The sequence below is a fragment of the Stenotrophomonas bentonitica genome (assembly GCF_013185915.1).
Classification (GTDB): Bacteria; Pseudomonadota; Gammaproteobacteria; order Xanthomonadales; family Xanthomonadaceae; genus Stenotrophomonas; species Stenotrophomonas bentonitica.
Window position 1 is genome coordinate 607,659 of sequence record NZ_JAAZUH010000001.1, and the last position, 14,652, is coordinate 622,310.

Consider the following 14,652-nt stretch of genomic DNA (forward strand, 5'->3'; position numbering starts at 1 on the left):
CGCGATTCACCCCCGTGAGTCGCCAACATAATCCCGGGGTTGTTATGCCTGCGTGTTGGGTGGGAGCGGCCGCAGAGTGTGCCTGATTGGCGTTGGCTTGACGCCTCACGCGGCCGGGCAGAGCCCGGCTCTACCGTTGGGGAGGGACCAGCGTTACGCCGCTTTCTCGCCTGCGCGCAGGGTGAGAACCTCTACCCCATTGTCGGTTACCAAGACCGTGTGTTCGGCCTGCGCCGACAACTTCCCATCACGCGTGGTAACGGTCCAACCGTCTTCGCTCATGTCGATGGCCGCGCGGCCCTGGTTGATCATCGGCTCAATGGTGAAGGTCATTCCGGCTTCCAGCTCTTCACCGGTGCCGCGCTTACCGTAATGCAATACCTGCGGCTCTTCATGCATTTCGCGGCCGATGCCGTGCCCGCAGAACTCGCGAACTACGCTGTAGCCGTTCGCCTTGGCATGTTGCTGGATCGCGAAACCGACGTCACCCAAGGTCGCACCCGGGCGGACCACGGAAATGCCCTTCCACATCGCTTCGCGGGTCACCCGCACCAGCCGCTTCGCCTGGAAGTCCACTTCGCCAATCAGGTAGGTCTTGCTGGAGTCGGCAATGAAGCCATCCTTCTCCAGGGTGATGTCCAGATTGACGATGCTGCCAGCGCGCAGTATCTCGTCCGCCGACGGCACGCCATGGCACACCACGTTGTCGACCGAGCTGTTGAGTACATAGGCAAAGCCATACTGCCCTTTGCTGGCCGGCCGCGCCTTCAATTCGTCGACGATGAAACGCTCCACCCAATCGTTGACCTGCAGCGTGCTCATGCCTTCCAGCGGCAGTCGGTCCAGCGCCTCGAACACCGAGGCCAGCAAGCGCCCGGACGCCCGCATCAGCGCCTGTTCTTCAAGTGTCTTGATCACGCCACTGCTACCCGCAGCGCGCCGGGGTCCACCCCCGCCGCCCGTAGTTCACGGTTGACGATCTCCTGATAGCTCATGCCGGGATTCATCTCGCACAGCATGCCGACCTTGATCCAGAAGCCGGCCTGGGCATTGATCGAACGTCCGGAAACGCCGCTGGCGCGGCGCAGGTTGTCGTGCAGTTCGTCGTCGATGTTGACGATGCCCATGGGCGATCTCGGTACCAGGAATATACACATCATATACGCTTCGTATATTCCCGGATACCCGGACGTGACGCGTACAGCAGCCGGGCAGAGCCCGGCTCTAGCGGGCGCCCATCACCTTTTCCATGTCTTCGCCCTGCGGCATCCCCGACACGCGCTGCACTATGCCTTCCGCATCACGGAACAGAATGCCCGGCGTGCCCTGGAAGCCCAATTCCACCATCAGCACCTGGTTCGCATCCAGCTTGTTGGCCAGTTCCGGGGTGATCTTCGTCGCCGGCTTGATCCCGCCCTTGCTGAAATCGTGTTCGTTCTGCAGGAACACCGCGCTGGGATTGGGCGCACCCAGAATCGCTGCGGCCTTGGCCGGGCTGTCCTCACGGATCACGCCGACCATCACGTGCCGCAGCTGCACCTTGCCACTGTCCACCCACGGGCGTGCCGCTTCCCAGAACCGATGGCAGTACGGGCAGTTGGCATCGCTGAAGGTATAGACCACGCGCGGCGCATCGGCACGGCCGTCGCGTACCCAGGCGCTGGCATCCAGCTTCTTCCAGATCTTGTCCGACATCGGCTTCTCCACCAGCTTCTCAAGCGGAGCAGCGCCGACATCCTCACCCTTCTCATTGAAGAGGGTGCCCACCATCAAATTCTTGCCGTCGGCGGTGACATACGCAGCGGCCGGCTGCTGACCGCCCACCAGGCCCGCAAAGCCACGCAGCCCGCCCGGTGCATCGAATTCGCCCATCACCTCGAAGCCGTGCTTCTCGATGCCCTGCAACACGGCGGGACGGTTCGCGCCTGCCTTTGCAGTGGACGTGGCAGCCGGCTGGGCGGCGGTCTTGGCAGGCTGCTGCGCCTGGCTGCACCCGGCCACGGCCAGCAGTACCGACACGGCCAGCACGGAGCCCAGCATGGGCGAGGATTTCAACGACATGGACACTCCCGGGGCACGCCCGTAACGATCAGCCCACAGGGTAGTCGCATCCGGCTGGCGGTGCAGCCGGATGCAGGCAACGCAGTGTTGAGGTTCAGGCGGCCGGCCGCAGCGGCTCGCCCTGCATGTGCGGCAGCGCAGTCCGAAGGCGCTCGCGGCGCTGCGCGAAGATCTGGCGGCGGTAGCGCGCCGGGGTCACCCCGACGATGCGCAGGAACAGGCGACGGAACGCGCTCTGGTCCGAGTAGCCCACCGCCCACGACACTTCGTCCACCGCACCACCGCCCTGCAGCAGCAGCTGTGCCTTGGCGATGCGCAGGCGCTGGCAGTACGCGATCGGACGCAGGCCGGTGGCCTTGAGAAAGCGCCGCTGCAGGGTGCGCGGTTCCAGCCCGGCCGCATCGCAGATGTCCTGCAGGGTCACCCCACGGGCGGCGATGCTGTGCAGCCAGCGCTGCGCCTTGAGGATGCCGCGGTCGCCGTGGGCGAAGTTCGGGCTGAAGCGCTCCAGGTCTTCCTGCACGCCGCGCGGAATGACCAGCTGCAGCTGCTGGATCGCCGCGCTCATCACGCTCTGCCCGTAGATCCGGGCCAGGAGACGCAGGCTGATGTACTTCCAGGCGTCCGGGCCGGACGAGGTGAGCAGGTCGCCGTCGTCGACCAGGGCACGCTCGCTCGGCTGCCAGCTCGGCACCACGGCGGCCAGCGTCGGGCAGCGCGACAGGTCCGGCAGGCTCACCGAGCGGCCGGTCAGGATCCCGGCCGAGGCCAGCAGCAGGCCGCCCTCCTCGCAACCGGCCAGCAGGCTGCCGGCGTCATGGCAGTCGCGCAGCCAGGTCAGCATGCGCTCGTCGCCCTGCATCAGCGGCCAGCTCGGCTCGTTGCCCGGCACCACGATCACCGATGGCGGGGCGTCGCCGAACAGTTCGGCCCCGGCCACGCGCTGCATGCCGTGCCCGCGCGTGGACAGCGTCCAGCGGGTGACCAGCATCCGCGCGCCCGAGCGTTTGCCGGCCGCCGCCGTACGGTTGCAGCGCTGGGCCAGCTCGGACAGCACGGGCGCGGCAGCGCGCAGGCTGCCGGGGTATTCGAGCACCGCGACTTCCATGAGGGTCGGCGAGGTTGGCTTGGGGTTCGACGATGAGGTGGGGAAAGATGCATCCATGACGGCGCTCCTGGAACGGCTTCTGAGACCGGCAATCCCTGCTGGATCAAGGCTTGGCGGCGATTCAGAGGGAGCGTACGGAGGCCCTTCCCATGCAGCTATGAAACTAGTTGTAAATCCGGCCCGGTAACGACATCCGACCGGTTCCGGCAAACCCTTGACTCTTGACCAGACTCCAGGGTTCACACTGTGACCCTGATCCCCTGCGAGACCGCCGTGAACATAGGACAGCTCGCACGCCAGGCCGGCGTGCCCATCGACACCGTGCGCTACTACGAGCGCCAGCACCTGCTCGCCACTGCCCAGCGCAGTGCCGGCGGCTACCGGGTGTTTTCCGACACCGACCTGACCCGCCTGCGCTTCATCCGCCGCGCCAAGGCGCTGGGCTTCACCCTGGAAGAGATCGGCGAACTGCTCCGGCTCAGCGACCACCGTGGCCAGGACATGGCCCAGGTCCGCGACACCGCCGTTCACAAACTGCAGGACATCGAGCAGCGCATCGCCGAACTGCAGCGCATGCAGGCCGCGCTCGGCCAGCTGGTGGATGCCTGCCCCGGCCACGGCGATCTGGAACAGTGCCCGATCCTGGCCGCACTGACGGAGCCGCGCGCATGAACGCTCCGCACAGCTGCTGCTCGGCGCATCTTGCAAAACCGGCCATCCCCGCTTCGGCAATACCACCCGGCACCCGTTACACCTGCCCGATGGATCCCGAGATCGTGCAGGACGGCCCCGGCACCTGCCCGATCTGCGGCATGGCGCTCGAGCCGATGATGCCCAGCCTGGACGACGGCGAGAACCCGGAGCTCACCGATTTCCGTCGGCGCTTCTGGTGGAGCCTGCCGCTGAGCGTGGCCACGTTCCTGCTGGCGATGCTGGCGATGACGCCGCTTCTGCACGCGCTCTCCCCATCGCTGCGGGTCTGGATCGAGTTCGCCCTCGCCACCCCGGTAGTGCTGTGGGCCGGCTGGCCGTTCCTGCAGCGCTGGGCGCAGTCGATCCGCAACCGCAGCCCCAACATGTGGACGCTGATCGGCACCGGCGTGCTGGCGGCCTATGGCTACAGCGTGGTCGCCACCGTTGCCCCCGGTCTGTTCCCGCCCTCCTTCCAGCAGCATGGCCATGTCGGCGTGTACTTCGAAGCGGCAGCGGTGATCATCTCGCTCACACTGCTCGGCCAGCTGATGGAACTGCGCGCCCGTGCGCAGACCTCGGCAGCGATCAAGGCGCTGCTCGGCCTGGCACCGAAAACCGCGCGCGTGCTGCGCGACGATGGCCGCGAGGAAGACGTGGAGATCGCCTCCCTGCGGCCCGGCGACCGCCTGCGCGTGCGGCCCGGCGAGAAGGTGCCGGTGGACGGCAGCGTGCTGGAAGGCCGCTCGAGCGTGGACGAATCGATGCTGACCGGCGAGCCGGTGCCTGTCGCCAAGGCCGTGGGCGATACGGTCATCGGCGCCACCCTCAACGGCACCGGCAGCCTGGTGATCCGCGCCGAAAGGCTGGGCGACGACAGCATGCTGGCGCAGATCGTGCAGCTGGTCGCGCAGGCACAACGTTCGCGCGCACCGATGCAGCGCATGGCCGACAAGGTGGCGTACTGGTTCGTGCTGGCCGTGCTCGGCGTGGCGGTGCTCACGTTCTTCGGCTGGGGCCTGTTCGGTCCGGACCCGTCGTGGACGCACGCCGTGCTCAGCGCGGTGGCGGTGCTGATCATCGCCTGCCCCTGCGCACTCGGCCTGGCTACGCCGATGACGATCATGGTCGCCACCGGTCGCGCCGCACAGCACGGCGTACTGTTCCGCGACGCCGAAGCGATCGAGGCCCTGCGCACGGTCGACACGCTGGTGGTGGACAAGACCGGCACGCTGACCGAAGGCCGCCCGGCCTTCCGCGAGGCGATTGCCGTTGCCGGCTTCAACGCCGACCAGGTCCAGCACTGGGCCGCCAGCCTGGACCAGGGCAGCGAGCATCCGCTGGCGGCGGCGATTGTTGCCGAAGCGCGTGCGCGCGGCCAGGCGCTCGCCACCGTGCACGATTTCGATTCGCTCACCGGACTGGGCGTGCGCGGCACCGTGGACGGCAAGGCATTGCTGCTCGGTAATGCCACGCTGATGCGCGAACACGGCATCGCGCTGGAACCGGTGCAGGCCGATGCAGACCGCCTGCGTCGCACCGCCGCCAGCGTCATGTACCTCGGCGTCGACGGCACCCTTGCCGGCATCATCGCGGTGGCCGATCCGATCAAGGCCTCCACCGCCGAAGCCATCACGCAGCTGCACGCCGACGGCATCCGCATCGTGATGGCCACCGGCGACGGCACCGCCACTGCCGAAGCAGTCGCGCGCGAGCTCGGCCTGGACGAAGTGCACGGCGAAATGCGCCCGGCCGACAAGGCCGAACTGATCCGCACTCTGCAGGCGCAGAGACGCATCGTGGCGATGGCCGGCGACGGCATCAACGACGCCCCCGCGCTGGCCAGTGCCAACGTCGGCATCGCGATGGGCAACGGCACCGACGTGGCGATGTCGAGCGCGCAGGTCACGCTGGTCAAGGGCGATCTGCGTGGCATCCTGCGTGCGCGCCAGCTGTCCACCGCCAGCGTGCGCAACATGCGCCAGAACCTGGGCTTTGCCTTCCTCTATAACGGTCTGGGCATTCCGGTGGCGGCCGGCGTGCTGTATCCACTGGGCATCACGCTGTCGCCGATGCTCGCTGCGGTGGCGATGAGCCTGAGTTCGGTGTCGGTGATCAGCAACGCGCTGCGGCTTCGCCATCAGCGTGTGTCGAATGCATGACAGTTTTTTCTTGCCATTCGAAAACAGCGTCGCTATGATTCCGCTCCTCACGACGTGGGGCCATAGCTCAGCTGGGAGAGCGCCTGCATGGCATGCAGGAGGTCGGCGGTTCGATCCCGCCTGGCTCCACCACTCCAATCCTTAGGCCGATTGGAAGGTAGTGAATACAATTCAAGTTTTTCGTGCGTCCCCATCGTCTAGAGGCCTAGGACATCACCCTTTCACGGTGGCGACCGGGGTTCGAATCCCCGTGGGGACGCCAGTTTCAAAGCACAAAGCCCTGACTCCGGTCGGGGCTTTTTGTTTGCGTCGCGCATGTGTCGCGCATGCAGAAAACACTTGGCGAACTCTTCACATCCGCGTAGAATTCGGCCTCCAGCATCGTGGGGCCATAGCTCAGCTGGGAGAGCGCCTGCATGGCATGCAGGAGGTCGGCGGTTCGATCCCGCCTGGCTCCACCACTCCAGACCTTAGGCCGTCCGGAGCAGCTGGAAAAAATTTGATGAGTTTCATGCGTCCCCATCGTCTAGAGGCCTAGGACATCACCCTTTCACGGTGGCGACCGGGGTTCGAATCCCCGTGGGGACGCCACTCATCGAAACGCAAGGCCCCGGCTTCCCATTCAGGCAAATCAACGCTATGATGGTCGGCTCGCGGTAACAACGTGGGGCCATAGCTCAGCTGGGAGAGCGCCTGCATGGCATGCAGGAGGTCGGCGGTTCGATCCCGCCTGGCTCCACCACTTCTCCGGACATAGGCCGTCCGACAGAAGAAAAATTCAAAGTTTCGTGCGTCCCCATCGTCTAGAGGCCTAGGACATCACCCTTTCACGGTGGCGACCGGGGTTCGAATCCCCGTGGGGACGCCAATAACGCAGAGAACCCCGGCAATGCCGGGGTTTTTTGTGCCCGCTCAAAAATCCATTTGCATTCCGAAACAAACCCGCTATGATAGGCGGCTCGCAGCATCAACGTGGGGCCATAGCTCAGCTGGGAGAGCGCCTGCATGGCATGCAGGAGGTCGGCGGTTCGATCCCGCCTGGCTCCACCAACATCCGGTCATTAGGCCGATCGGATGGATGCAGCATACAAATTAAAGTTTTCGTGCGTCCCCATCGTCTAGAGGCCTAGGACATCACCCTTTCACGGTGGCGACCGGGGTTCGAATCCCCGTGGGGACGCCAATTTTAAAACGCAAAAAGCCCTGACTCCGGTCGGGGCTTTTTGTTTTGGTAGCCTACGCCCATGTGCTATTCCGCCCAGATCCGCGCCGACTACACCAAGCTCGTCCGTGAGTTCGGCGCCACCCTGTCGCTGGACGAATTCGCCCAGCTCTACGCGCACGACGCCGGCAAGCAGCGCCCGAAAACCCCCAAGGCCATGGACGACGGCTTCGTCGGCGCGCGCACCCCGCTCGGCCAGGACATCGTGGCCAAGATCCAGCAGTGGCACGCCGAAGAAATGCAGACCCTCGACCAGGAGCTGCGCGTCCAGGGCGCACGCCTGAAGCAGGCCGAAGAAAGCCTGGCGCACCGCCCCACCCAGAAGGCACGCAACGAGATCCGCATTGCCGGCAACCGCATCGACCGCGCGCAGGCGCGGCTGGCCGACCTGCACCGCAGTGGCCTGCTGCCGCGCGATAGCCGCATTTTCCCGGGCGTGTACGCGCCGGTGATCGTCTCCGAGCACGGCCAGCGCGTGATCAAACCGATGCGCTACCAATGCCGCCTGCCCGACAAGCCCGCCCGCAACGACGCGCTCTACCCCGGCACCTACAACGCCCGCCGCGACAGCCTGGAGGCGTACTGGAAGAATGCCTTCGGCCACCATCATGGCGTAGTGGTGGTGCAGTCGTTCTACGAGCATGTGCCGCGGCACGCCATGGAACAGCGCACGCTGGCGCCGGGCGAAAGCGCGCAGAACGTAGTACTGGAGTTTCGTCCCCGACCGCAGCGCGATCTGTTGATCGCCTGCCTGTGGTCGGAATGGGAAGGCCCCGAAGGTCGCCTGCTCTCGTTCGCCGCAATTACCGACGAACCGCCACGCGACGTGGCGGACGCCGGACACGACCGCTGCATCGTGCCGATCCGGCGCGAGAACCTGGATGCCTGGTTGAACCCGGACCCCGACAACCTCGGCGCGCTGTACCGGATCCTCGACGATCGCGAGCCGGTGGAGCTGGGTTACGAAGAAGCGGCGTAACGCGCGCTCAGCTGGCGACCGGGTTCCCGAGCAGCGCCTTCAGCAGCGCCGCTTCCAGTTCCTTGCCCAGGTACGGCTTGACCAGCACCACGCCGGCGCGGAATGCCTCGGGCAGCTGATGGGCTGCCATGCCGGTGGCCACCACGAACGGAATGCCGCGCGCGGTCAGCAGTTCGGCGACCGGGTCACTGGTTTCATTGTTGGCCAGGCGGTAATCGAGCAGCACCACCTGTGGCGCGTGGTCCTTGACCAGCTGCACGGCCTCGGTGACCGCTCCCGCCATGCCGACCACGACAGCACCGAGCTGCACCAACTGCATGTCCAGCAGCGAGGCACTCATCTCGTCGTTTTCGACCACCAGTACCCGCAGGCCCTGCAACGCGCTCATTCCGGTTCCCTGTATGGTTCAGCGCAATGAGTATAGCGTCGCGGCCAGATGACGGCCGGGGCCAACCTAAACGGTTCAGGCCTCCCCAACCGACCCGAGTTTGTATACACTACGCGGCCAGCCAGCCGAAGTGGCGGAATCGGTAGACGCAGCGGACTCAAAATCCGCCGCCCTTAAAAGCGTGTGGGTTCGAGTCCCACCTTCGGCACCATGGAATCCAAAAGGCCAGATCCCGCGATCTGGCCTTTTGCTTTTCCAACCGGGTTACACCAACCGCAACCCCGGTGCCCCGCCCGGGCTTCCCGACTGCGCCGCATGCCGCAGCGCCTGCGCTACCGCGCCATCCACCCGGAACGCAGCAACCGTCTGCAACAGCTGGGTCGCCTGCTCTTCCATGCTGCGTGCGGCCGCCGAGGCTTCTTCCACCAGCGCTGCATTCTGCTGCGTGCTCTGGTCGATGTGCTCCACTGCCTGATTGATCTGCACGATGCCGTCGCTCTGCTGCTGCGCGCCGACACTGATCTGCGCGATCAGTTCGTCCACGCGCTTCACGCTGGCCACGATCTCTTCCATGGTGCGCCCTGCACTTTCCACCTGCGCGGTGCCGGTGCCGACGCGGTCGACCGAGTCGTCGATCAGCTGCTTGATCTCCTTGGCAGCGCCTGCCGAACGCTGCGACAGCGAGCGGATTTCAGCAGCGACCACGGCGAACCCGCGCCCGTGTTCACCGGCGCGCGCGGCTTCAACCGCCGCGTTCAACGCCAGGATGTTGGTCTGGAACGCGATGCCGTCGATCACGCCGATGATGTCGACGATGCGCTTGGACGAAGCATTGATCAGCGCCATGGTGGCGACCACGTCGTTGACCACGCGCCCACCCTGCGCGGCGACATCCACCGCGCCACCCGCCAGCTGGCTGGCCTGGCGCGCGTTGTCGGCGCTCTGCCGCACGGTGCTGGTGAGACCCTGCAGCGAGACTGCGGTTTCTTCCAACGACGCCGCCTGCTGTTCGGTACGCTGCGAGAGGTCACTATTGCCTACCGCGATTTCGCTGGCGCCCAGTGCCACGGCATCGGCGGCCACACGGATCTGGCCGATCATGCTGCCCATGGTCTCGACCATGGCGTTGACGCCTTCGCACAGCGCCGCGATCTGGCCGGTCTTGTCGGCGGTGTCGATGCGGCGGCTGAGATCGCCGGTCTGGGCGGCACTCACCACGTCACGCGTCTGCGCCACGGCGGCGGCGAGCGCCTGCGCGTCGCGCACCTGCGCGGTGATGTCCGTGGCGTACTTGACCACCTTGAACGGCTTGCCGTTCATGTCGAAGATCGGGTTGTACGAGGCCTGGATCCACACCTCACGCCCACCCTTGCCGAGACGGCGGTATTGGCCGGCGTCGAACTCGCCGCGCCCCAGCTTCTGCCAGAACTGCTTGTAGGCATCGCCGCGCACATACTCGGGCTCGGCGAACATCGAATGATGCTTGCCGCGCACTTCGTCGAGCGTGTAGCCCAGCGCGGCCAGGAAGTTGTCGTTGGCCGAGAGGATGCGGCCGTCCAGGCTGAACTCGATCACCGCCTGCGAGGTATTGATCGCGGCCAGCTGGCCGGCGAAGTCGGCGGCCTGCATCTGCTGCGCGGTGATGTCTGTGGCGAACTTGACCACCTTCACCGGGCGTCCGCTGCTGTCGAACACCGGGTTGTACGAGGCCTGGATCCAGATCTCGCGCCCGCCCTTGCCCAGCCGACGGTACTGCCCGGCGTCGAATTCGCCGCGCCCCAGCCGCGCCCAGAACTCGCGATACGTGGTGCTGCGCACATGCTCGGGGTCGACGAACATCGAATGGTGCTTGCCGCGGATCTCCTCGAGCGTGTAGCCCAGGGTCTGCAGGAAGTTGGCATTGGCCTGCAGGATGGTGCCTTCGAGGTCGAACTCGATCACCGCCTGCACACGGTGCAGCGCAGCGACCTGGGCTTCCAGCTCGGCGTTGCGCTGCGCCAGCGCGGCGCTGGCCTGGCGGGTTGCACGGGGCGCGAACGCCAGCGCCCCGAGGGAACGCAGGAGTGACGTGGTTTCAGGAGTGCGTGCGGCCGCCGGTGGCTGAATGGCTGCGGTGGGCATCGGTATTTCCTCGGTTCCAACAAGCTCAATGGGCTACGTCGGGCCCCATGCCCGATGTAGTACGCAATACGCTTGGGGACTCACGAGGCGCGTCATGCGAGTGACGAACCTTCCGTGGGATGAAGCGGGTAACTGTCTACCCCTCCATGAGCGGCTGCGATGGATGAAACTTTAGGGTCGGCACGATCAGCGTCGACGCCCCGTGCCGGCGGCGCCGGCGGTAGGTTTCGCGCCCAGCGCCCGCGCCAGCTCCTGTGCCGGCTGCAGATGGAACATGCGCGCGTACTGGGCCGCCATCCGGCCCAGGTCCCACACGCCGAAGCGGGAACAGATGCCGGTGACGGTGTCGCCGGGTTTGGCCGTACGCAGCGCGCTGCGGATCGCATGCAGGCGTTCGATCAGATAGAAGTGGTGCGGTGCCATGCCGAACAGGTCATCGAAGGCCCGGTTCAGCGAGCGCTGCGACGCCCCGACCGCGAACGGGATGTCCGAGAACGCCACCTCGCCGCGCAGGCTGCGCTGGATGTGCTCGACCCCACGCCGGACGATCTCGCGGCGCGGCAGCGGCGGTCGCCCGCGCTTGGCCACGCCCGGCTCACCGGCCGCGCGCTGGTGGCACTGCAGCACGGCGGAGGTGAGCTGGGCCACGAAGGCCAGGCGCGGACCGGCTTCGACAAACGCATCGGGACGCGCGTCGCGCACCTCGAATGCGCGCTGCACCAGCGCAGCGATGTGCCCCACCATGGCGCTGGTGGTCACGATGTTCCGCGTGCGGTACAGCCCGGTTACGTCCAGCGCCTCGATCTGCGCCGCCTGCTCCAGCAGCACGCGCTCGGTGAAGTCGATTGCCAGGAAGGTGGCCGGGACCCGGGTGAAGCCCTGCAGCTCCACCCGCGGCGCCAGCCAGGTGAAGCCGTCGTCGCCCACGCGCTGGCCGTCCAGCTCGGTCTGGCTTCCCGGCAGCGACAGGTAGGCGCCGAAGCGACCTTCATGCGGCGCGCCACGGTACAGCACCGGCGCGCCATCGACGCCATGCAGCAGGGTTACTTCGCCAAGCTCCAGCACATTCAACAACCAGGGACCATCGCCGTGACCGGTAACCCGCATCTCGCCGTCGATTCCCTTGACAGAATTTGAATATGCCTCGAAGTCCGGAAATATCAGGGCGGGCATGTGTTCCATGGGTACTCTGAGATAATCAGGGGCGATCGCCGAAGACTTTCGTCCCTGAGCGCCGCGGCGCGGGCGGGGCCTACTGTACGACACGTGCACATGTGCCTGCACACCTATAGGTCATGCCGAATTTGCGCGTATTTGGCAAACTTTACGTAGCGGCGGCGAATGGCCAACAGTAAGAATTCACCTGCCTCGCGACGGGGTGCTGGGCGGTGGGGACTGTCCAGCATCCCTTAGCGAGGCGTTGTTTTCACAGTTTCTGCGGGAAGCTTCGCCGTTCCCGGGACCATACTCAACCGAATCTGGAAGATATTCTTCCAGAGTGATAACTGGTGCACGCTTTAACATGATTCCGACAACGATTGGATAACCGCAGAAAATTTGCTGCGGGAAGGTATCGACCGCACCTTCTGGTGCTTGAGTCCAAATACCTTGGGGCGCATCCGGAAAACTGAAAGATTCAGCCCGGGCCGCCTTCGTTACTCTCGATATCCAGATCGCCGTCGCCCATGTCCAGCGGATCCGGACCGCCGTGCACCGGCGCTTCCACCTGCACGTTGTTCTTGCCCAGGGCCTTGGCCCGGTAACACTGCGCGTCAGCTGCAGCCACTGCCGCATCCACGCTCATGCCGCCGCTGATCGCGGCGATGCCGATGCTGGTGCCCACCACCAGCCGGTCCACGCTCCACGGCACGCTCAGGTTGCGCACCGATTCGAGCAGGTCGCTGGCGATCCGTCGTGCGCGCCGCAGCGAGCAGCCAGCCAGGATCACCGCGAATTCGTCGCCACCCAACCGCGCCACCACGTCGGAGTCGCGCACGCCGTTGCGCAGCACGTTGGCCACCGCCCACAGCATCGCGTCGCCGGCCAGGTGGCCATGGGTGTCGTTGATCGGTTTGAAGTTGTCCAGGTCGATGAACATCAGCGAGGCCGACTGCCCGGTACGGGCAACCCGCGTGATCGCCTCCTGCAGGTGCGCCTCGAAACCGCGCCGGTTGCTCAGTTCGGTCAGCGGGTCCACCTCGGCCAGGTGCCGCGCTTCGCGCTGGCGGGCGCGCTGCTGGGTCACATCGCGGATCACCCACACCGCGCCACTGACCTGTCCAGTGCTGTCCTGCAGCCATGCGCGGGTCACGTCGACGGGCAGCAGGCGCGCGCCGACCGAAAGCAGCATGTCCGAGTGCAGGTCCACCGCATTGCTGTCCGGGTCCATCAACACCGCCAGGTCCAGCGGCGAACGCGGCGCGTACTCGGTGGTCAGCTCCATCACGTCCTGGACCTGGCTGCCGGTCAGCGGCTGGGCGCCCTCGCCGGCCAGCGCGCGGGTGGCGGCGGCATTGGCGTACTGGATCTGCCCGTGCAGGTCCAGGGTCAGCACCATGTCGGCCACCGCATCGAGCGTGACCCGGGTGCGCTGTTCGGAGTCGCGCAGCTGCTGGCCGCTGAGCCGTTGCGCGCTCACGTCCTGGATCTGCGAAACGAAATGCAGCGGCTCGCCGTGCGGCGCACGCACCAGCGACACCGACAGGCGCCCCCAGACCACGTTGCCACCCTTGCCCAGGTAGCGCTTTTCCATGTGGTAATGGTCGCGCCGACCGGCCAGCAGGTCGGCGACCAGCGACAAATCCGCATGCAGGTCGTCGGGATGGGTCAGGGTCTGGAAGTCGATGTCGAGCAGCTCGGCGCGGGTGTAACCCAGAATCCCGCACAGCGCATCGTTCACATCCAGCCAGCGGCCTTCCAGCGACACCAGCGCCATGCCCAGCGCGGCGGAGTTGAATGCACCGGCGAATTTTTCCGCGGCCACGAAGGCCTGCTCGCGCACTTCCAGCAGCGGCGTGATGTCCACCGCCATGCCGACAAAGCCGAGCCGCTGGCCGTTGCCCGAATCCAGCGGGCTGATCGACAGCTGCACCTGGCGATGCTCGCCGTCCTTGCGCACGAAGGTCCACTGGTGCGACCACGTGCCATGCGCGGCGTGCGCGGTCAGCGCCTCGAACACGGTCGGCGCGCGGCCGTCGGCATCGGTCAGCGGGCGCAGGAAGTCCTGCATTTCCATCACGTCATGGAACAGGCCCGGGTTGACCCGGCCGATCACCTCATCGGGGTGATAGCCCAACAGCTTCTGCGCGCCGGTGTTGAAGAGGTTCACCACGCCGTCGGGGTCGGTGGCGATCACCGCCACGTCGTCCGAGGCATCGACCAGCGCCTGCAGGCGCTGGCGCATGTCGGCGGCGTCTTCGCGGGCGTTCTGCAGGTCGCTGACATCCGCGTGCGCACCGGCCATCCGCAGCGGCCGACCCTCCCCATCCCATTCGTAGACGCGGCCGCGGTCCTGCACCCAGATCCAGCGGCCCTGCTTGTGGCGCATCCGGCACAGGCTGTCGTAGTGCGGCGAGCGCCCTTCCAGGTGCTCGCGCAGCAACGCGTCCGAGCGCGCAAGGTCGTCGGGGTGGACCAGGCGGAAGAAGGTCTCCGGGGTGATCGGCGCCAGTTCCTCGCGGGTGTAACCCACGATCTGCGCCCAGCGCTCGTTGACCCACATCTGGCCGGTCTGGCAGTTCCACTCCCAGGTGCCCATCGCGGTGCCGTCGATGATCATTTCCAGGCGGCGGTGCTGCTCGGTCATCTCACGCAACGCACGCGCCAGCGCGGCGCTGCCATCGCTGGCTGCATCGCCCTGGACCGGACCGCCCTGCTCCGCCTGGTGATCTGTCATCTCGTCTCCCGCCGCCGGTACAGCGT

The 14,652-nt window shown here is 66.2% G+C and carries 11 protein-coding genes and 9 tRNA genes; 12 read left to right on the top strand and 8 right to left on the bottom strand.

All coding sequences use genetic code 11. The features are described from left to right. Window positions 1-153 precede the first annotated feature (153 nt). The 4 genes from map to HGB51_RS02685 form a co-directional block, all read right to left on the bottom strand. The gene (gene map / locus HGB51_RS02670) at window positions 154-918 is read right to left on the bottom strand and encodes a type I methionyl aminopeptidase (protein ID WP_070209131.1); all 765 of its coding nucleotides are present in this window, start codon (window positions 916-918) and stop codon (window positions 154-156) included. Continuing rightward, the gene (locus HGB51_RS02675; protein ID WP_068852612.1) at window positions 915-1,127 is read right to left on the bottom strand and encodes a ParD-like family protein; all 213 of its coding nucleotides are present in this window, start codon (window positions 1,125-1,127) and stop codon (window positions 915-917) included. Before HGB51_RS02675 ends, map begins: the two co-directional genes overlap by 4 nt. A 97-nt stretch (window positions 1,128-1,224) precedes the next feature. Then, entirely contained in the window at window positions 1,225-2,061 is an 837-nt protein-coding gene (gene dsbG, locus HGB51_RS02680; RefSeq protein ID WP_070209130.1) for a thiol:disulfide interchange protein DsbG, read from the bottom strand. Window positions 2,062-2,155: 94 nt separating this feature from the next. After that, window positions 2,156-3,226 (bottom strand): GlxA family transcriptional regulator, encoded by a 1,071-nt coding sequence (locus HGB51_RS02685; RefSeq protein WP_246233397.1) that lies wholly within the window; start codon window positions 3,224-3,226, stop codon window positions 2,156-2,158. 216 nt (window positions 3,227-3,442) lie between these two features. On the opposite strand from HGB51_RS02685, the gene HGB51_RS02690 reads away from it, so the two are divergent. The 11 genes from HGB51_RS02690 to HGB51_RS02740 all read left to right on the top strand — a co-directional run bounded on the left by HGB51_RS02690 (window position 3,443) and on the right by HGB51_RS02740 (window position 8,222). Beyond that, window positions 3,443-3,841 carry a heavy metal-responsive transcriptional regulator gene (locus HGB51_RS02690; RefSeq protein ID WP_070209142.1) on the top strand — a complete coding sequence of 133 codons (399 nt, stop codon included), beginning with the start codon at window positions 3,443-3,445 and terminating at the stop codon, window positions 3,839-3,841. Continuing rightward, entirely contained in the window at window positions 3,838-6,021 is a 2,184-nt protein-coding gene (locus HGB51_RS02695) for a copper-transporting P-type ATPase (RefSeq protein WP_216666705.1), read from the top strand. Before HGB51_RS02690 ends, HGB51_RS02695 begins: the two co-directional genes overlap by 4 nt. Window positions 6,022-6,077: 56 nt before the next feature. After that, window positions 6,078-6,153, top strand: a tRNA-Ala gene (locus tag HGB51_RS02700). Between the two features lie 54 nt (window positions 6,154-6,207). After that, window positions 6,208-6,283 (top strand) — tRNA-Glu (locus HGB51_RS02705). A 123-nt stretch (window positions 6,284-6,406) separates the two neighbouring features. Beyond that, window positions 6,407-6,482, top strand: a tRNA-Ala gene (locus HGB51_RS02710). Window positions 6,483-6,536: 54 nt separating this feature from the next. Further along, window positions 6,537-6,612 (top strand) — tRNA-Glu (locus HGB51_RS02715). A gap of 75 nt (window positions 6,613-6,687) precedes the next feature. Next, a tRNA-Ala gene (locus HGB51_RS02720) sits at window positions 6,688-6,763 on the top strand. A gap of 50 nt (window positions 6,764-6,813) precedes the next feature. Further along, window positions 6,814-6,889 (top strand) — tRNA-Glu (locus tag HGB51_RS02725). Between the two features lie 106 nt (window positions 6,890-6,995). Continuing rightward, window positions 6,996-7,071 (top strand) — tRNA-Ala (locus HGB51_RS02730). A 57-nt stretch (window positions 7,072-7,128) separates the two neighbouring features. Continuing rightward, window positions 7,129-7,204 (top strand) — tRNA-Glu (locus tag HGB51_RS02735). A gap of 61 nt (window positions 7,205-7,265) precedes the next feature. Beyond that, window positions 7,266-8,222 (top strand): SOS response-associated peptidase family protein, encoded by a 957-nt coding sequence (locus tag HGB51_RS02740; RefSeq protein WP_070209263.1) that lies wholly within the window; start codon window positions 7,266-7,268, stop codon window positions 8,220-8,222. Between the two features lie 7 nt (window positions 8,223-8,229). On the opposite strand, the gene HGB51_RS02745 is transcribed toward HGB51_RS02740, so the two are convergent. Continuing rightward, window positions 8,230-8,610: a response regulator gene (locus HGB51_RS02745; RefSeq protein ID WP_070209262.1), complete on the bottom strand. Its 381-nt coding sequence runs from the start codon at window positions 8,608-8,610 to the stop codon at window positions 8,230-8,232. Window positions 8,611-8,734: 124 nt separating this feature from the next. Here HGB51_RS02745 and HGB51_RS02750 point away from each other — a divergent pair. Beyond that, window positions 8,735-8,821: transfer RNA gene (locus tag HGB51_RS02750), tRNA-Leu, on the top strand. A 53-nt stretch (window positions 8,822-8,874) separates the two neighbouring features. Here the strand turns inward: HGB51_RS02750 and HGB51_RS02755 are convergent. From HGB51_RS02755 to HGB51_RS02765, 3 genes are all read right to left on the bottom strand, one after another. Then, window positions 8,875-10,731 carry a methyl-accepting chemotaxis protein gene (locus HGB51_RS02755; protein ID WP_084739090.1) on the bottom strand — a complete coding sequence of 619 codons (1,857 nt, stop codon included), beginning with the start codon at window positions 10,729-10,731 and terminating at the stop codon, window positions 8,875-8,877. A gap of 186 nt (window positions 10,732-10,917) precedes the next feature. Then, window positions 10,918-11,838 (bottom strand): AraC family transcriptional regulator, encoded by a 921-nt coding sequence (locus HGB51_RS02760; protein ID WP_070209261.1) that lies wholly within the window; start codon window positions 11,836-11,838, stop codon window positions 10,918-10,920. Between the two features lie 529 nt (window positions 11,839-12,367). Next, complete coding sequence (locus tag HGB51_RS02765) at window positions 12,368-14,626, bottom strand: PAS domain-containing protein (RefSeq protein WP_070209260.1); 2,259 nt, start codon at window positions 14,624-14,626, stop codon at window positions 12,368-12,370. Between the last annotated feature and the right edge of the window lie 26 nt (window positions 14,627-14,652).